General features: G+C 47.8%; 14 protein-coding genes and 2 tRNA genes. 8 read left to right on the top strand and 8 right to left on the bottom strand.

All coding sequences use genetic code 11. From position 1 onward, the window contains the following. Positions 1-44: 44 nt before the first annotated feature. The 3 genes from malQ to LGS26_RS09170 all read right to left on the bottom strand — a co-directional run bounded on the left by malQ (position 45) and on the right by LGS26_RS09170 (position 5,230). The gene (malQ, locus tag LGS26_RS09160) at positions 45-2,243 is read right to left on the bottom strand and encodes a 4-alpha-glucanotransferase (RefSeq protein WP_237888569.1); all 2,199 of its coding nucleotides are present in this window, start codon (positions 2,241-2,243) and stop codon (positions 45-47) included. Between the two features lie 262 nt (positions 2,244-2,505). Next, positions 2,506-4,077: a porin gene (locus tag LGS26_RS09165; RefSeq protein ID WP_237888570.1), complete on the bottom strand. Its 1,572-nt coding sequence runs from the start codon at positions 4,075-4,077 to the stop codon at positions 2,506-2,508. A gap of 556 nt (positions 4,078-4,633) precedes the next feature. Then, positions 4,634-5,230, bottom strand: coding sequence for a TetR/AcrR family transcriptional regulator (locus tag LGS26_RS09170; protein ID WP_237888571.1), 597 nt, complete (start codon positions 5,228-5,230; stop codon positions 4,634-4,636). A 188-nt stretch (positions 5,231-5,418) separates the two neighbouring features. Here LGS26_RS09170 and LGS26_RS09175 point away from each other — a divergent pair, with 188 nt between their 5' ends. From LGS26_RS09175 to ahcY, 6 genes are all read left to right on the top strand, one after another. Further along, the gene (locus LGS26_RS09175; RefSeq protein WP_237888572.1) at positions 5,419-6,471 is read left to right on the top strand and encodes a two-component system sensor histidine kinase NtrB; all 1,053 of its coding nucleotides are present in this window, start codon (positions 5,419-5,421) and stop codon (positions 6,469-6,471) included. A gap of 7 nt (positions 6,472-6,478) precedes the next feature. Further along, positions 6,479-7,888 carry a sigma-54-dependent transcriptional regulator gene (locus tag LGS26_RS09180; RefSeq protein ID WP_237888573.1) on the top strand — a complete coding sequence of 470 codons (1,410 nt, stop codon included), beginning with the start codon at positions 6,479-6,481 and terminating at the stop codon, positions 7,886-7,888. Positions 7,889-7,964: 76 nt separating this feature from the next. Continuing rightward, positions 7,965-8,052: transfer RNA gene (locus LGS26_RS09185), tRNA-Ser, on the top strand. Between the two features lie 45 nt (positions 8,053-8,097). Further along, positions 8,098-8,189, top strand: a tRNA-Ser gene (locus LGS26_RS09190). A 99-nt stretch (positions 8,190-8,288) separates the two neighbouring features. Continuing rightward, positions 8,289-9,440, top strand: a complete 1,152-nt coding sequence (metK, locus tag LGS26_RS09195) for a methionine adenosyltransferase (RefSeq protein WP_407932054.1) — start codon at positions 8,289-8,291, stop codon at positions 9,438-9,440. Between the two features lie 9 nt (positions 9,441-9,449). Continuing rightward, a complete protein-coding gene (gene ahcY, locus LGS26_RS09200; protein WP_237888575.1) occupies positions 9,450-10,706 on the top strand; it encodes an adenosylhomocysteinase in 1,257 nt (418 codons plus the stop codon). Positions 10,707-10,793: 87 nt separating this feature from the next. Here the strand turns inward: ahcY and LGS26_RS09205 are convergent, their stop codons facing one another. From LGS26_RS09205 to LGS26_RS09220, 4 genes are all read right to left on the bottom strand, one after another. Continuing rightward, on the bottom strand, positions 10,794-11,246 hold the full coding sequence (locus tag LGS26_RS09205) for a 4Fe-4S dicluster domain-containing protein (protein ID WP_237888576.1): 453 nt from the start codon (positions 11,244-11,246) through the stop codon (positions 10,794-10,796). Then, positions 11,243-13,360, bottom strand: coding sequence for a molybdopterin-dependent oxidoreductase (locus LGS26_RS09210; protein WP_237888577.1), 2,118 nt, complete (start codon positions 13,358-13,360; stop codon positions 11,243-11,245). Before LGS26_RS09210 ends, LGS26_RS09205 begins: the two co-directional genes overlap by 4 nt. 240 nt (positions 13,361-13,600) lie before the next feature. After that, positions 13,601-15,169 (bottom strand): two-component system sensor histidine kinase NtrB, encoded by a 1,569-nt coding sequence (locus tag LGS26_RS09215; RefSeq protein WP_237888578.1) that lies wholly within the window; start codon positions 15,167-15,169, stop codon positions 13,601-13,603. After that, positions 15,166-15,717 (bottom strand): hypothetical protein, encoded by a 552-nt coding sequence (locus LGS26_RS09220; RefSeq protein WP_237888579.1) that lies wholly within the window; start codon positions 15,715-15,717, stop codon positions 15,166-15,168. The genes LGS26_RS09215 and LGS26_RS09220 overlap by 4 nt, the downstream gene beginning before the upstream one ends. A 341-nt stretch (positions 15,718-16,058) precedes the next feature. Here LGS26_RS09220 and LGS26_RS09225 point away from each other — a divergent pair, with 341 nt between their 5' ends. Next, on the top strand, positions 16,059-17,582 hold the full coding sequence (locus LGS26_RS09225) for a sigma-54-dependent transcriptional regulator (protein WP_237888580.1): 1,524 nt from the start codon (positions 16,059-16,061) through the stop codon (positions 17,580-17,582). 8 nt (positions 17,583-17,590) lie between these two features. Then, positions 17,591-17,950 carry a response regulator gene (locus LGS26_RS09230; RefSeq protein WP_237888581.1) on the top strand — a complete coding sequence of 120 codons (360 nt, stop codon included), beginning with the start codon at positions 17,591-17,593 and terminating at the stop codon, positions 17,948-17,950. Here LGS26_RS09230 and LGS26_RS09235 read toward each other — a convergent pair. Beyond that, positions 17,947-19,002 carry a protein-tyrosine phosphatase family protein gene (locus tag LGS26_RS09235; RefSeq protein ID WP_237888582.1) on the bottom strand — a complete coding sequence of 352 codons (1,056 nt, stop codon included), beginning with the start codon at positions 19,000-19,002 and terminating at the stop codon, positions 17,947-17,949. The two genes, LGS26_RS09230 and LGS26_RS09235, sit on opposite strands and share 4 nt — an antisense overlap. Between the last annotated feature and the right edge of the window lie 10 nt (positions 19,003-19,012).

Here is a 19,012-nt window from a genome sequence, read left to right on the forward strand (position 1 = left end):
TGTTGCTTCAGCGGGTCGCAAAGGCCAAATGAATGTATGAGCGGCTACTGAAAAGAACGCCTAAGCCATTCAAGAAGGGGCAAGACGTCTTTATCTTCGAATACGGCCTCAAGATCTTTTGAAAGTCTCCTCTTCCAGTTCGGATACTCATTCACCGTGCCAGGCAGATTCGCCTGATCCAGCTCGCCAGTCAGGTCTTCCATCTGAACCGCAAGTATCTTCGAACGGCATCTAACAAGATAGCTATATACTGCAAAGACCAGCTGTGGCGTCATTTTTTTTGGCAGACCGGTCTTGTCATCGATCTCATGGCCTCGCAACATATCATTGGATACAAGGCCTTCTTTTTTGAGCGCCTCAAAAAGCCAAGCCTTGGCCCTGTCTCGCCAGGTGATCTCACGCCCCTTAATCTCTTTCGTCGGAAAGAGATTAAGCCTGTCTCTGATCTCCACATCTCGCCCCTGCCAAAAGCCGTAGAGGGTCGGAAGATCATGTGTGGTCACCGAAACCAGGGCATTGGTCGGATATTCGGCAGGCGGCCTGAAAGAGCCGTCTTCCTTGGTTTCAAAATAAAAGACCCTGGTGGAGAATACGTCGGCCTCCCCAAGCCCTGAACGCACCTCATCAGGTACGGTTCCAAGATCCTCTCCTATGACCATACACCTGTTTCTATGGCTCTCAAGTGCAAGGACCCCAAGGAGGTCTTCAAATGGATACCTCACATACACCCCTTTGTCAGGCTTCATACTGCAAGGCACCCAAAAGAGGCGCATAAGACCCATTACATGATCGATCCGAAGGGCGCCATTATGGCACATGTTCCTACGGAGCATCTTGATAAACGGCAAGTAAGCAGACTCCTTGAGCCTGATAGGGATTATAGGCGGCAGGCCCCAGTCTTGGCCATTGGGATTGAAAGCATCAGGCGGGGCCCCAATGCCTGCATTCAGTGCAAAAAGTCCCTTGTGGTACCAGACATCAAAGCCTGTTCTGTCGACGCCTACCGGCAGGTCCAAATAGAGTCCGACCTTGAGCCCAAGCTCGAACGAGCGTTGCCCAATAGCGGCAAGCTGCCTCTCGGCCTGCCACTCCAGATAGCAATAAAAATCTACACGATCCCCTCTTTTTGATGCAAAGTCTGTAACCTCGACTGAATCTGGATCTTGATATGCCTCCGGCCAAACCGGCCAGCCCCAGATCGCTGAGTCCCGTCCCTTGAAATACTCGCTGATGGCATTAAATGTACTGTATAATTTAAGCGCCTTGCCACCTTCTTTTTTAAACGTCAAAAACTCCTTGGCCCTCTGACTGTTGTTTACTAGGTGATTTCTCTTAAAGTGCCTAAAAAGCACCTCAAGCACCTCCAATTTCAGGCCCGCCACCCCCTCATAGTCCACAAATCCGCCCTCTCTTAGATGTGAAAGCCTGGCCTGAAAGGCCTGCCCCCCGGCCAAAGCCTTCGCCTCTTCGCATTCAGCAAAATCGGGCACTGCCTCTATATCAATGTTGAGATAATTCAAAAAAAGGCGGCTCGACGGGCTGTAAGGACTTATGTGCGACGGATCGCAGGGGGAAAGGGCGCACAGCGGATTTGTACCCACAATCCCTGCACTGAAAGCTGAAAAACGCTCAATAACCGTCTTCAGGTCTCCAAAGTCTCCAATGCCCCAATTACGCCTTGAACGCAGGGCATACAGCCCGACGGTCGGACCCCAGGTCCTGCCGTCTCTGAAAAGCCCATCCGGAACATAGCACCTCTTGGGGCACACGATAAGAGACATGGATAAACCGCCTGGCTCTTCATCGGAAAACAGCAAAAAGCGGTGATAGCCCATGGGCATTGATACAGGCAGCATAAGGGAATAACGGAAGATGCGCCTGCCATTGATCTCATGCGATCCCTTGACCTGGAGATCGGATGGCCTAAACGCCCCGGCATGCGATACCCCAGCCTCTTCCAAAACCGCCCATTCGAACCTGAAACCATCCTTTTCATGCGGCAATGTCAACAATATCTCGACAGGAGAGCCAAACGATACCACCCTGACCGGCTCAAGCACCCTCAACCACAGGTCCTCTTTGAGCCTCGACAATGCGGCCTCATAGCCATCGCCGTCCAATACCCCCATACCATGGAGGATATTCATCACGGCCTCGTCCTGTGCAACATGCCATTTGCCCCAGATATCCCAATAGCCATGTTCAATGCCGCAAAGCCTGAGAAGCTCTTTGATGTCCTCCATTTGATGGGAGGTCCTCCATTCTTACCCTGCCCTTATGGGAGGAATGTCGCAACTATATTTTATATTTTTAATATACCTGAGATTTCGGTCGTGGGCAAAGGCAACCAGCGGCGGCCGATTTATCAGGATACCGGTGACTGTCAGTTCGACGGCCACTATTTTTATGACATCTTTGAGACGGTTGGAATAAAGAAAGGCCCTGCAACAGCAGGGCCTTTCTTTTAATAGGAGGCTACAATATGCCCTTGCTAGTTCTTCATTGCTAGAAGAAGTATTGATACTGAACCCTTACACCGACATCGTCTTCATCGCTTGGATTATGGCTTATCGGATAGGTGAAGCCGAGCCTCTTGGCCTCTGACACACTGATCTCATTAAAGTTGCGGCGCATCCAACGGACATCGGCCGATACATACTGATTGAAGCCATGGATATAATAGTTTACACCAAATATATACTGCTGAAGATTGTCTTCCACCGCGTAGCCATCGCTGAGTTTTACAAGACCGAGACCACTTCTGAGGCTTTTTTCCAGGTTGTTGCTGTTAATACGCTCGAAGTATGCGGCCTTAAACACAGCCTCCCACTTCTTAGGCACGATAAAGTAACCGACATTCGCCCTGGCCGCCCAGCGGTCCCATGTTTGCTCCAGACCCTTTGAGTCGCCAGGATCCTGCTTGAACTCCTCCCACCCGGCCTCAAGGTCGGTGGAAAAGCCCAGATACCTGAAGAGAAGCGCCGAATCAAAACCGTAGTTTTCGACGTCATGGATTCCGGTCTTTTTAGTACCTGCATTGTTGTTGGAGGTATCGAGCTTTGTGTCGAAGTAGTTGTTCACCCTATCTCTGTTTGTGAAGCTGGCAAGGACGAGGGCTGCAAGCGGTTTTGTGTTGTAGCCATAATCGCCCTGCATGAAGTAGTGATTAAACCCACTTGGCCCCATCGGACCTCTCGGATCAGAGCCCGGCAGGAAATTAATCCCTATCCGTGCCACATACAGCATATTGGAGTCCGTATTAGTAAATCCTCTTGTATCGCGGCCATTATAAACACCAAGCCAGTAGGCAAGGAAATCTTTCTGGCCAAGCATGTCCACATAGCCGTTCACGTTTATGCCCTGGGAACGAAAGAGCTCCATACCGCCGGCAGGGAACCCATTTGCAAGCAATTGGTTGGAGACGTTTAGTGGGGCATTATTACTCGGGAAATTATAGGTAGTCTGACCGAATTGGTCCTTGGTAACCTCTGAATCCCCTGTAAATATGGTGCGGTCAGCGCCGTTTTGCATGAAACCGCTCTGCCAAAACTCTATGCTGTATGGTATTTTCATACGGCCTAACTGCACCCTGGCGAATTTATACTTCTGCCACTGAATAGTCGCATCGTGGATATTGACTGCACTCTGGGGCTCAAGCTGGACATGTACAAAATATTCCCAATCTTTGTTGGGTGCACTGCCATCTACAAAGAAACGGATGCGGCGGAAATTGAAGTTGCTGTAATTTTCTGTATTCTTGGCAACGGTATCGTCTGTAAAGACATAGGTGTATCTTGGCTGGATCCCGGTCCTGAAACGGAACTTGTATTCATTGTCGGTCTTCGGGTCTTTATACTCGATACGGAAACCATCATTCCAGTAGACGTTCAAGTTGGAAGGGGGGGCCTCCTTTTTATTCTTTTCAAGTTGATCGATCCGCTGCATAAGCTCCCTTACCTGGGCCTTGAGCGCTTTTATATCCCCGCTTTCATCAGCCCTTACCTGCAGAGACAGGGCCAAGATCCATGCCGATACACATAACAATACAAAAAAAACAAGATAAATCCTCTTTCCCATTACATTCCTCCTTTTTCTCTTTTCTTTCCTAATAAATCACTGCGGATGCATTTTATTATGTTATCTCCATCACCTCCTTCCTAGCCTGGATCGTCTCCATAAACAGACTTAAAAGTGAAATTTTGTTACAAATTTCTCAAACTTTTTAATTAGTTAGATCATCTAAAAACGATGATAGAAGAAAAAAATATATTTTGCAACCCAAATTCGTTATATATTTTTACGATATAAAAAGTTGATAGCATCGCAAAAGGTCGCCGACTGCCGTGTTGCGCTGCATCCTTCGTCACCGCGACGTACAAGAAAATACGCCTCATTCCTCAGGATCTGCGCGCCTTGCATTTACGATTTTTGCTTAGCCATCTCATATAATGACTTTTTACGAGATCATCAAAAATTATTTCGGCTATATCATTCTACACAGAATAAATATTTATCTTCATTGCTTCATTGTGGCACGTTAGGTTTTTTCCGTTATATTAACTTATATATAACTAAATTTAAACCATTATACAACGACACCCTTATCAGCTAAAGAAAAAGAAATAGTCTGTTTTTACTGGCCAGGTGTTTTCTCGCGTATCCCTTGAAGGAAAAATTCGCTTATCTGTTTTGCCGCAGTCGATACACTATATTTTTTGCGGCTTGAAAGCACCCAAAAGCGGGACATCTCGTCCAGCGCCCCAAAAAACGCCCTTTTGAATATGCCCGGCATCACGTCCGCCCTGAATACACCTGCCGCCTGCCCTTGTCTTACTATCTGGGAGATGATGTTTACATATTCGGCGAACTTTTTATTGCGATATTCCTTCATAAATTTACTGCTCTGACGCAGCTCGACCTGGATGATCTCCGCCAGGTCTCTATTTTCTTCTACGAGGCTTAAGTGCAATGCAGCAAAACGCTCCAGCTTCTCCTCTGGGCTCTCAAGCAAGGCCAGCTCTTGTTTGACCTTTGCAATTATTTTCCCTATCTCTTCCTCAAAGATTGTAACTAATATATCATATTTATTGTTAAAATAGAGATAAATAGTACCATCGGCGACATTTGCCTCTTTCGCTATCTCGGATATCCGCGAGTTAAAAAAACCATTTCTTGCGAAGACCTTAATGGAAGACTGGATGATCTTTTCGTGTTTGTCGGCTATCTTCATAATATATAATTTTATATAGATACGGCTTTTATTGTGAATGAATATACATTCAGAATAAAATATCTCATCCTGACTCCGTCTGTCAAGTTTTAACTCAATGCCCTTGAAAGGACGAATGAGATTGTCTATAAAATATAGTTATTTTAAATATATGTCTATTGTCTATTTTAATACAAACAACAGGGAAAGTGGCTAAAATTAATCCGCCGCCCGCGAAAGAAATCACACAGGAATTTATAGAATACTGGCAGGAAATAAGCCAGCCGGCAGTCATCCATATAAAAGATACGATCATTGTCGCAAACGAGGCCTTTTCAACACTCTTCGGACAACAAAGAAATGAAGACGTGCCAGGGCGATCTATGGCTGACTTCATATCTCCATGGCCCATGGATACACCCAGGCCTGGATGGAGAAGCGCCATGGGCAGGCGTGGAGACGGTTCAAACATAGACATTGAGGTCGTATGTCTACCGTTGTCCGTCAGCAGCGGCATACTGCATCAGAGCCTCATCAAAGACGTCTCAGAGATCAAATCATGGGAAGACAAGCTTCTTCAGGCTGAGCGGCTTACGGCCATGGGAAAGCTTGCAGGCGAAATAGCACATGAGATCAACAATCCCCTTGGCGGGATACTGCTTTATGCGAACCTTATAAAAGAAGAACTGAACGAAGAAGACGTCTCATATGAAAACATAGGAAAGATCATAAAGCTTGCGACAAGATGCCGTATCATAGCAAAAGGGCTTTTGAATTTCGGCAGGTCTTCTTCAAAAAGCTATGCGCCGGTCGATTTGAATCAAATTATAAAAGATGTCTACGCCCTCATCGAAGATCATCATATACTGAAAAATATAGAGGTAGATATGCGCTTTAAAAAAGACCTGCCCCATTTCATGGGCGACAAAGGCCAGATTGAACAGGCAATACTTAATCTTATCATAAATGCAGGGGAGGCCCTGAACAACAAGGGAAAACTCATTATAGAAACGGATTTTTCAAAGGAACAGAGGCTTGTATGTCTTACCGTCGAAGACAATGGTCCAGGGATACCTGATGATCTACTGCCAAGGATATTTGAACCATTTTTTACTACAAAACGGGCCGGAAAGGGGACGGGACTGGGTCTTTCGATAACGCATGGCATAGTACAAAGGCACGGCGGAAAGATAACTGTAAATAGCAAACCAGGGTATGGGACCCGTTTTGAGGTAAAAATACCCCTTTCAGGCGGAGGATAGCCATAAGATGAAAGAGGACATCTTGATTATAGATGATGACGCGGCCATAAGAGATGGATGCGCTCAGGTCTTAAGGCGGAGAAAATTCGATGTCTCTGAGGTCTCGAGGGGTAAGGAGGCATCTGAACTCCTTGACCGATATGAATACGATCTCATACTGCTCGACCTCAAGATGTCTGACATAAACGGCCTTGATCTGCTCAGGACCATCAGGGAAAAAGACCCGATCGTGCCAGTGGTTATAATTACGGCCTATGGCACCATACAAAACGCCATAGAGGCTATGCGCCTCGGAGCCAATGATTTCCTGTCAAAACCCTTTGAGCCCGACGAACTCCTTATAACTGTAGAGCGGAACCTTAAAGCCAGGCAACTTGCCATGGAAAACCTCTTTTTAAAAGAAGAGCTCAAACGCAAAGAGGGTGAGGTCAAGATCATAGGCGAAAGCAAGGCTATAAAGACCCTCTTGGAACAGGTGGCAAGACTCGCACCTACCGACAGTACAGTATTGATAACTGGGGAAAGCGGAACAGGTAAGGGTCTCATTGCAAGGCGCATCCACGAATTGAGTCCAAGGCGCGACCACCCATTCGTGCCGGTCGACTGTTCTACTCTTGTTCCATCGCTGTTTGAAAGCGAACTGTTCGGACATGCAAAGGGTGCCTTCACAGGGGCCAATGCAAATAAGATGGGTAAATTTGAACTTGCAAACCATGGGACGCTCTTTCTGGATGAAATAGCAAACATAGGCTTTGAGCGCCAGGCAAAGCTCCTTAAAGCTGTAGAGGAAAAAGAAATATCAAGGGTGGGCAGCAACAGACTCACCAAAGTGGATGTCAGAATAATAGCGGCTACGAATCAAGACCTAAAGCAGGCCGTACAAAACGGGACTTTTCGCGAAGACCTCTATTTCAGATTAAACGTAGTTGCAATAAAGACCCCACCTCTTAGGGAACGAAAAGACGATATACCAGCCTTGGCCGAATACTTTTTGAAGAAATTCGGTGAAAAGCATGGACGCCGTGGCCTTTTTCTTACAGAAGAAGTAATCCGTCTCCTGTCACAATATCAATGGCCTGGCAACGTAAGGGAATTTGAAAACAGCATGGAGCGCCTGGTGATCTTTGCCGACAAAGAGGCCATAGGACCGGACGATATCGAACTCAGCGGACTTCCAATAACAGCAGGCGGCCAAGACACTTTCCAGAGACATGGCATCGATGGTGTTGATGGAACCGAAAGCGGCTCATACGAGACATACGAACTCATGCCCCTGAATGAGATGGAACGCAGATATGTCGTGCAGGTATTGAGAGCAAGCAAAGGAAACCGCACAGAGACCGCGCGCATCCTCGGCATAGATAGAAAAACGCTACGCCAAAAACTCAAGAAGTGGGGCATAGAAGAAATAGAATGAATTCATCAAGCCTTCTTGACAGTATATGCCTGTGACAGTAACTTGTTCAGGTTTTCAACGGGTCATGAATATCCCGGGAGGGATGGCCGAGTGGTTTAAGGCGGCGGTCTTGAAAACCGTTGTGCCGAAAGGCACCGTGGGTTCGAATCCTACTCCCTCCGCCATACCTTAAAAATTTCAAGGTCATTAGACCTCGAAAAGAAAAGCCTGGAGAGGTGACCGAGAGGCCGAAGGTGCTCGCCTGCTAAGTGAGTGTACGCCGAAAGGTGTACCGAGGGTTCGAATCCCTCCCTCTCCGCCAGAAAACAGGCGTAGGATTAATCGCCCTGGCTAATCAACCGGCGACGGCCGGTTTTTTTATAGAAGTGAAAAGTCTATTTTTTAGGAGATTCAAGCCATGATGCCCAACTTCCTCTTTACATCGGAGTCGGTAACCGAGGGCCATCCAGACAAGGTAGCCGATCAGATTTCAGACGCAATTCTGGACGCGATCATCGCCAAAGACCCTTATGCAAGGGTGGCATGCGAGACCTTGGTAACCACAGGGCTTGCCCTTATCGCGGGCGAGATCACGACGGATTGCTATGTTGACATGCCGCAGGTAGTGCGCGGCACTATAAAAGAAATCGGGTACTCCGACTCGAGCATGGGATTCGACTGGCAGACCTGTGCGGTCCTGACCAGCATCGACAAGCAGTCACCCGACATCGCTATGGGCGTTGATAGAAACGGCGACATTGGCGCAGGGGACCAGGGGCTCATGTTCGGCTATGCCTGCGAGGAGACCCCCGATTATATGCCGATGCCGATCTGGTATGCGCATCGACTGGCCCAACGCCTCGCTGAGGTAAGAAAGAAAGGGATATTGCCCTTCCTGAGACCGGACGGCAAGACCCAGGTAACCATCCGCTATGAAGATCACAAACCAATCGCCGCACACTCAATAGTGGTAGCAGCCCAGCATGAACCTCAAGTGAGCCATAAAGAGATAGAAGAAGCCGTTATAGAAGAGGTAATAAAAAAGATCGTGGCCCCCGAACACCTCACCAGGGAGACTGAATTCTTCATAAACAGCACAGGTAGATTCGTCGTAGGTGGACCGCTTGCCGATTGCGGCGTTACAGGCAGGAAGATCATCGTCGACACATACGGGGGACGCGGGCATCACGGCGGCGGTGCATTCTCCGGGAAAGACCCGACCAAGGTAGACCGCTCTCCGTCCTATATGGCCAGGTATGTGGCCAAAAATATCGTGGCAGCCGGCCTCGCCGGTGAGTGCGAGGTCCAGGTGGCCTATGCTATCGGGGTGCCGAGGCCACTAGCAATAAACGTGCGCACCTACAATACAGAGAGGATACCGCAGGGACGCATAGTTGAACTCATAGAGAAGAACTTTAGCTTTAAGCCAAGGGATATAATCGAATATCTGGATCTTAGGCGGCCTATATACAAAAAGACTGCCGCATATGGCCACTTCGGGAGGATGGAACCCGAATTCACATGGGAACGTCTCGACATGGTGGAAACTTTAAAAGACCAGGCTGGGCTCTAGGAGGAAGACATGGATCATCACATAAAAGATATCGGACTTGCCGAAGACGGCTGCCTCCGCATTGAATGGGCGGCAAAGAGCATGCCGGTATTAAATCAGATCAAGGAACGTTTTGAGACTGAAAAGCCTTTAAAAGGCATGAGGCTCGGTGCTTGTCTCCACGTCACAACAGAGACTGCGTCCCTTGTCCGGACACTCAAAGCAGGCGGGGCAGAGGTATATCTGTGCGCATCCAACCCATTGAGCACGCAAGATGATGTTGCTGCCTCGCTGGTAAAATACGACGCCATCCCTGTCTTTGCCATAAAGGGCGAAGACAACGAGACCTATTACGCCCATCTCCGCGCGGTACTTGATGCAAAACCGAATGTCACCATGGATGACGGCGCCGACCTCGTCTCAACACTCCACACCGAGAGAGAAGGGCTTCTTGAAGACATTATAGGCGGCACAGAGGAGACCACCACAGGCGTCATAAGACTCAGGGCCATGGCCAAGGACGGTGTACTCAGATATCCAATCATAGCAGTAAATGATGCGAACACCAAACATCTATTCGATAACCGCTATGGCACCGGCCAATCTACACTTGACGGCATCATAAGGGCCACAAACAGACTTATAGCGGGGAGTGTCTTTGTAGTGGCCGGATACGGATGGTGCGGCAAAGGTGTAGCAATGAGGGCAAAAGGCATGGGTGCAAGGGTGATAGTAACCGAAGTTGATCCGCTAAAGGCCCTCGAGGCGGTAATGGACGGCTATGACGTCATGCCTATGGCCGAAGCGGCCCCGATCGGCGATTTCTTCTGCACCGTAACAGGAGATATCCATGTTATAAGAAAGGAACACTTCCTTAAAATGAAGGATGGGGCCATAGTTGCAAATTCAGGCCACTTCAATGTAGAACTGAACCTCAATGACCTTTCCGATATCACAGAGGCCAAGAGGACTATAAGGCCATTCGTCGAGGAATATACTATCGTCAACAAAAGACGCATCTATGTCCTGGGCCAAGGACGACTTATAAACCTTGCATCTGCGGAAGGTCATCCATCGAGCGTTATGGACATGAGCTTCGCCAACCAGGCCCTGTGTGCGGAATACATGGCAAAAAACGCTGAAAAACTCGAACGGAAGGTCTATGGCGTCCCTGAAGAGATAGATCGTGAGATAGCAAGGCTTAAGCTCATCAGTATGGGCATCGATATCGACCGGTTGACGGATGAGCAGGCAAGATATCTCGGATCGTGGGCTATGGGTACGTAGCCGCTCGGTTCAACCAAAAAACAAGCCGCTCCTTTCCGGTTTTCGCAAAGAGAGCGGCTGTTGATTTTCAGCTGCCTGTCAAGGTTATCAGAGTTCTTTAAGGGCTACAAACTTTAAGGCATGGGTCGTACACTTTGCCACGCATGCTGGTCTGAGCCCCTGATCGACCCTGTCCATGCAATAGTCGCATTTAATCGCCTTTCCTGTGGCCGGATTGAACTGAGGCACACCCCACGGACACGCCCCGGCGCAGGCCATACAGCCTATGCACTTTTCCTGATCCACAAAAACTATGCCGTCCGACCGCTTTTGCATGGCGCCGGTCGGACAGATAGGGACACAGAAAGGATCTTCACAGTGATAGCAGGACCTGAAATGGAACTCGGACTTGGGCACACCCTTTACGGCCTTCAACGGTTCATGGCTTATTTCACACAGAATAGGGCCGACCGGGAGTCCCTTGTTGACCTTGCAGTGCACCTCACAGCCATGACACCCTATGCAACGCTTTGAATTGAGATAAAGCATGTATTTGTTCATAGCTCAACGCTCCTCTTCGGATTTTTGGGGCTCCGCCTTACCTCAATAAAACACTCACACAGGCAAAGCCCGCCGCCGGACTGATCCATGTCTTTAAGGAAACACCCTGTCATAAGCTTTTGGTCGCTCATGCCCGCGTGATAGGCCCTTGTCTGAAGCGGTATCTGTCGGCCGAAGCCATGAATTAGATACACGGCCTCGGGATGGATAAACTCGGTCACATTGGCCTTAATGGTGCCGCTGGCACCATCAGCCATCACATCCACCCAATCTCCGTTGGCTATGCCCAATTTATCCGCGGCACGCTTGTTGATCCACAGACTATTCGTAGGTAATAGCTCATAAAGTAGGGGGTTATTGATAGTATGCCCGTGGGTGTTGACCGCTGAACGGCCAAAGACCAGTCTGAACATACCCTTCGGCGGCTTTATGGGGCTCTTATATGGCTTGAGGGAGGGAAGCCCCACCTCTGTCAATACACCGCTTACAATCTCTATCTTGCCGGACGGCGTCTTAAACTTGTCATCCAGCTTTTCCCTGTCGTACATAACAGGCTTGTCAGAGAGTTCGATGAAACCCTTTTCGTTAAAGTCCTCGATCTTGTAACCAGTGGGCTCAAGCTGCCAGTTCCAGAGCTCCTCTATAGTATTGTATGGGAAATATCGGCCGATGCCGACCCTATCCGCCAGTTGTTTGAATATCCACCAGGCAGGCTTTGTATCAAAACGCGGCTCAAGGGCCTTTTGTCTGACTATAAAGCGGGGTTTGGGCCCCTTCTGTGTCGCAATGATGCTCTCCCTCTCAAGATATGCCGACTCAGGCAGGATCACATCGCTGTACCAACCAAACTCGCTGTAGTGGGTATCAAGCGAGACCAGGAGATCCATCTTGTCAAGCGCCCTCTTTTGCGCCGGAGGATCGGGGAAACATGTAAAGGGATCATGCCTATAGGCTATAAGTGCCTTTACAGGATAGGGCTCCCCTGTCTCGATGGCGTCATAAAAGAGATGGAATAGGCCCGGCCCCTTGTCAAAGTGCTTGTACTTCCAGCCCACGCCGTCAGCCCGCTTCTCAGTGGGCTTCGGCACCTGGGCATCGAGACTTCTAAGGCCTTTCACCCCACAGTCTCCCGGACCCTTGGCGAATATCTGACCACCTTTTATCTCTACGTTGCCCATGAGGACATTCAGGATGTGCAACGCCCGGCTTGCATAGAAGGAATCGTGATATCTGGCGAGCATCCACCCTGGATGAAATATGACCTTCGGACGGTCTTCGCCGAGCTCGTCTATAAAATCCATAAGCTTGTTTAGTTTTATCTCGCATTCCTTTGCCGCCCATTCCGGCGTATAAGGCTCGATAAACGCCACAAGCTCATCAAAATCCTTTACATAGTGCTCGATAAACTCCTTGTCATAAAAACCCTTCTTTACGACGCCGTTGATCATGCCGAGCGCGAGGGCATAGTCTGTCCCAGGCCTTACCTGGAAAAAACGCGTGGCCTTAAGTCCTGTCACTGACTGGCGTACGTCCACATAGGTAAGACGCCCGCCAGCATCAAGCATGTCCATTACTTGATTTACCTCGGCGACCCTCAACGACTCAAGGAGATTGCGCCCGAATAGTATCAGGTGTCTTGCGTTTTTTATGTCATAGGCAAAGGCCTTGCGCCCAAGCCCGTAGACGGAAAGGCTGGCGTGATGGACATTTCTGCCGCAGGCGCTGTCGTGGTTTGTAAAATTCGGAGAACCAAGGGCATGGATAAACGCCTTGGGAAGGTCCACAAATGGCCCCCCTCGACAGCTCAACATGATACTTCTGCCGCCGTATTTGTTTATTATATTATTTATCTTTTCAGCTATATAATCGAGCGCAGTATACCAACTCACCTTTTCCCACCGGCCAGCGCCGCGCCCGCCTATCCTGATGAGCGGCTGCTGGGGCCTTTCGTCGTCCTGAACCAATGCAACACCTGCCGACCCCTTGGCGCACAACGCCCCACCAAGTATATGGGGGTTGCCTTCAAGCCACTTTATCTTGTTGTCTTCTACCTCCACCCTTATAGGGCACCTGACGGTACACATGCCGCACATGCTCCATACGGTCTTTTTCATGATCTTCCTCCACACATCTTATTGGCAATAAAAATAGATGTTGAACTAAAAACCTTAAAGAATTTAACTGCTAAATCATAAGCAATATTGTTCACAAATATCTTAACTATATATTGATTAAATCAAATGAAAGAAAAAATCAAGTCTTAAATACTAAAAATATATAACTTGCCAATTATATCTTTAAGATTATAATGAGAAAAAATGCACAAAGACAATGTATTGTATATCTATATACAACTATTTCTCTTGATCGATACCTTCTATATAAGCAGGAAGACTGACTATAAATACCGTCTCCATACCAGCATTTATCAGCCCCTGTTCTTTGGGTGGGGATTCGACGTCTATATTGCCGCCGTGATCCTTCACTATGCCAAAGGATACAGAAAGACCCAAACCCGTCCCCTTACCGACCTCCTTGGTGGTGAAAAAGGGATCGAATATCTTTTTTAAAATCTCTGGCGGGATACCCGGCCCGGTATCGCCGATCAATATTTCAACAGTCTTTTTGGCTGGGTTATAGCGTGTCCATATGCCTACAAGTCCTTCTTTTTGTATTGCATGGTGGGCATTATTCAAGATGTTTACAAATACCTGCCTGAGCCTCTCCTTATCAGCAAACACCATAGGCAGATTTTCGCCATAGACCCTGTGGACATATATCCTGTCCATATTCAGCGAATGCTCAATCACGGCCATGACCTCTTCAAGGCAGTGATTTATATCCACTGGTCCCTTTTCCTGTCTTATGGAATCCCGTGAGAAATTCAGTAGATCGGATACGATATTTTTGCATATCTTCGCCTGTTTTTCTATAGTCTCAAGGGTTTCGTATACATCTTTCTGGTCCTTGAAATCCTCTTCAAGGAGCTGAGTATAGCCGAGTATTATGCCAAGGGGGGTATTTATTTCATGGGCCACACCTGCCGCCATCTGTCCGAGCGAGGCCATCTTCTCCGACTGTATCAAATTTGCCATGACCTGTTTATAGCGTGTAAGGTCCTTGGCAATGCCTTCACAACCTATCACAGTACCGTTTTCATCGCTTATGAGATCGGACGTAACCAAGAGATAAAGGATGGAGCCATCCTGTCTTCCATATTCTATCTCAAGATCTTTTATATGCCCCGCCGAATGGAGAGTCGCGCAAAAATTCTCCCAATCGGCCTTATTTACAAAAAACTCTGCCATTGTCTTACCGATAATCTCATTTTTGTCCTTAAATCCCAGGAGCTCGACCCCGCTGTCGTTCATATCAAGGAGCCTCCCCTCATTATTGCAAAAAAAGATAACATCTTTTGAACTCTCGAAGAGGTGCCTGAACTTCTGTTCAGATATCTTTAACGCCCTAGTCCTCTCTTCCACGCGCTGTTCAAGGGTCTGATTCAAGTCCATGAGGGATTTGTTGGCCTGAGCAAGTCCGATCCTGGCCTCCTCAAGCTTCTTTGCGTCTTCCTTAACTCGGCCTATTATCTTTCTAACGCCTGGGAAATAAAAGGTGAGCGTGGTGATCGAAACAAACGTCATTGTATTGAGCCCACCGCTGTACGGGGCGAAAAAATTCCATATATTAGGGAATCCCATAAATATGAATACAAACCTGAGGATATGCCCTATACTGCGCGAGAGTGCAAAGGCCACCATAGCCATGCACAGCCAGAAAAAATAGCTCCAGAGGACGCTCTTGGGCTCAAGTCTTGTAAGTCTCCAGGAGTAATAAAAGGCAGTGAGGGAAAAAACAACCATAAGGCTTGCGCCTATAAAATCCACCACATAGATAGGGAGGAGCGGCAGACATTGTGTCATTGTTCGGCTGCCTCTTTATCTCTCTTCTCTTCTGCCTGGCGCTCGGCCTCACGACAGAAGGTCTTAAGCGCCATGGTAAGGAAGAACATGGCCGGCACGCAGAGGAGATGATCGAACTTGCCTACATAATATACCCAACTTTTAAAAACCGCTGGCATGCAGATATAACAAGGTAGAGGACCTTCTTGAACAACAAGCGACTCTGGCGGGATGGTCAATTCGAGACTGTGCGTGATTATGGCATTTACATTCCATATCGAAAAAAACAGGAGGGAGAGTCTCAAGTAAACCCAGGCCCTTCCATAGCCCAAAGGGTGCCTGAAAAGGATGGAGAACAAAAACACCATGGCGGCCAGGAAAAATACATGGGCCATCTGATGGGTGTACAGACCCTCTGGACCGGAATGGACCTGTAAGGCCAAGGCGCTACACGGCCAGATTGCAGAAATCGCCCAGAATCCGAGTATCATGGCCAAGGCCTGCGCCGCCTTCAAGGAAGTATTTAACACGCAGACACATCTAAGAATCAGTTTTAACAAGGTCTGCATCACCTCCCTCCATTTGCAATTTTACAATCTGAACCGGGGAAAGATAGGCTTTTGCTTTTATTAAAAACTATTTCACGAATCCATGCCCTAATTTAAACATCCATATATTTTAATAATAATTTAATTCTCTCGGAAAGACAAAAAATTATATTATTAAGTAATTTTATCTGACGGTTTCGATGTACAAAGTAATATATTGCACAAAATCTCAGGCCAAGTAATTTATACATAGAGTCCCTTATAGCGATCTATTTTATCGTTCCGAACAAAATAATGAAGAATCGTTGCATTGATTCCGTCAAGGTTTATCCCTTCGGTTGAGATGGCAACGGGAGGGTTAAATGGCAACGGCCGAAAATAACAAGAATATGTGCCTTAGGCCTTTGCAAGAACCTCTAGCTACCTCAAGACCGGGCATGAGAGAAGATTTTAAAATTATCAACCATAGCCACCGACAGCCCCATATTTTAATAGTAGACGACGACAGGGAGATGCTCACACTCCTTGGCAAGGTGATAGGGCGAAAATGCAAATGCGAACTCACTCTCGCATCATCAGGCAGAGAAGCGGCTGAGGTGCTTAAACAGGACCTGCCGGAGGTCATCCTTACGGATGTAAAGATGCCCGATATGGATGGCATAACACTGATGACCCTTGCTAGAGAACTTGACCCAACCATTTCTGTAATCATAATGACCGGCTTTGGGACCATTGAACTTGCGGTAAGCGCCATGAAAGAAGGGGCCTATGACTTTCTCCAGAAGCCGTTCGACAACGACTATCTTGTACATGTCATCAGACGCTCGATAGAGCGGACGCTTCTCCTCAGGGAAAACCGGCGACTTCAAAAAAAAATAGAAGATCAGGAGGCATTTCATGGCCTCGTCGGACAATCGCCGCGTATCCGCCGCGTCTTCGATCTTATATCAAAGATTGCCGATACGGACGTGACGGTGCTTATACGCGGGGAAAGTGGAACTGGTAAAGAATTGGCCGCAAGGGCCTTGCATGAATTAAGCAGCCGCTCAAGCCGACCGATGGTTGCCGTAAACTGCCCAGCCCTGCCTGAACACATCCTTGAAAGCGAACTCTTCGGCTATGTAAAGGGGGCGTTTACCGGGGCCGTCAAGGACAAAAAAGGGCTTTTTTTGGAGGCGGACGGCTCGACCATACTGCTTGATGAAATAGCAGACATACCGCTGTCCATTCAGACAAAGCTCCTGCGCGTCCTACAGGCAAAAGAGATAAGACCGCTCGGATCGACACAAAGTATCAAGATCAATGTGCGCGTCCTGGCGTCTACAAACCAAGACCTCGAGAGCAAGATCAGGGAAGGCAGTTTTCGGGAGGATCTCTTTTACCGACTCAACGTCATAACCGTCGTCATGCCGCCTTTAAGGGAGATTCAAGAAGATATAGCGTTTCTTGCCTACCATTTTTTAAGATTATATGCCAAGGAATATGAAAGAAACGTGACTGAATTCACGCCGAGGGCCATAAAATGCCTTGAGAGAAGACAATGGAACGGCAATGTCAGAGAGCTCCAAAATACTATAAAGAGAGCCGTTCTCCTGAGTTCAGGCAATACTATAGACCTGTCTGATATATATGCAAACGGAGAAGGAGCTGAAAAGGAAATAACATGGCAACATATTCCCTGCTTTGAACAATTAAGCTACAATAAAGCAAAAATACAAGTTGTCAGCCTATTTACAAGAAATTATATTAGAAGGGCGCTGGAAAAAACTATGGGCAATGTAACCGAGGCCGCAAACATAAGCGGGATTGAAAGGCAGGCCTTCCAGCGTTTAATGAGGCGGTACGGCATAAAATCAGAGGAATTTCGTTCAAAGGATAAAAGCTAGAGGTCTGTATGGCGCAGATATTGGTGCTTGATGATGTGATTGATGCAGGCATCATGATAAAAAAGATCCTTGAGAGAAAGGGACATGATGTCCATGTCTTCGATGAAGAAGAGGGTGCGCTGGATTACGCAAAGGGGCATCCTGTCGAGCTTGCAATCCTGGATATAAAGCTCAAGAAATTGACCGGAATCGAGGTCCTTGAAGAGCTGAAGAAGACAATGCCGGACATAAAGGTCATAATCTTGACCGGCTACCCCACCATAGAAACCGCGAGACAGGCAGTCGACCTCGGCGCAGTCGAATATTGCATAAAGCCGATAGATAAAGACGAACTTGAGAAAAAGGTCGCGCAGGTGCTCAAGTCCTAGGCCTTAAGGAGGCTGTAAAAATAGGTCTGTACAAACCTACCGGAAACCACATCATAAAACGGGAATATCAACACATTCTCGTCGGCGAATGTGCCCGAAAGGGCAAAAAACATATTTTTCGAAACGCCCAAAAGCATGTCTTCGATCAGTCCATAACTTGAGACATCAACGGGGATACCGCAAGACCTACATCTCAAAGGCCGGTATTCATAAAGAACGCATTTACCCGCTGCGTTCAAAGGACACAGGAAATCCGTCAGATGATCTTCCCGTCTGACCCTGCTATCTTCATCCTTCGCTTGAACGGCCATCCCCTTTTTTATCGCAGCGGAAAGCCCTGCGGCCCTCGCTATGATCTCAAGCCGCTCTTTGCTTGTGAGGGTGCTGTTGAGCTTGTTGTTTATATAAACAGCCTCTATAAATTTTACCTCAAAACCATCATGGCAACAGAAATCGGAATCGAGCCCACAGTCTTCGTATCCCGGCACCTTGCGCCTGTATTCCTCTTTTTTTTCTTCAAACCCTTGAACGACCGCCTCATATTGCGCAAAAAAACTAGAAAGGTTTACAGTGTGCCTATACTCCAAGATCGGCTCTCTTATCTTTAATTCACCGGTCTTTTTCCCATATTTCTTTAAAAGATGCCATTGTTCGTAATTGGCCGGAGTAGCATATGTGGGCTTCAACTTTTTAACTGCAAGCTTGAGCCCAAGACCTCTACGTATAAGATATGCTGTCACAAACGTCCCGGTCCTCCCGATCCCATGTCTGCAATGGACCAACACCCTTTTGCCGAGATAAACCGCCTCGTCCAGCCATGCGAGGGCCTTTTCCATCTCCTCAATGGCAGGAACGCCCTCGTCCTCGATAGGGAGATAATAGACCTCAAAGCCGGTCTGCTCCTCAATCTTATGGAGATCGCAAAATTCAGCGCAAAGATTCATGATGGCGTTTATGCCCTGCCTCTTAAGCGAATCGAGCTCTTCATATGACATGGGTGCATAGCCTACGGCAAGATGCGATGTGATCCAGTTAAGCCTGTATTCAGCCATACTATCCTGA

The sequence above is a fragment of the Dissulfurimicrobium hydrothermale genome, assembly GCF_022026155.1.
Lineage (GTDB): Bacteria > Desulfobacterota > Dissulfuribacteria > Dissulfuribacterales > Sh68 > Dissulfurimicrobium > Dissulfurimicrobium hydrothermale.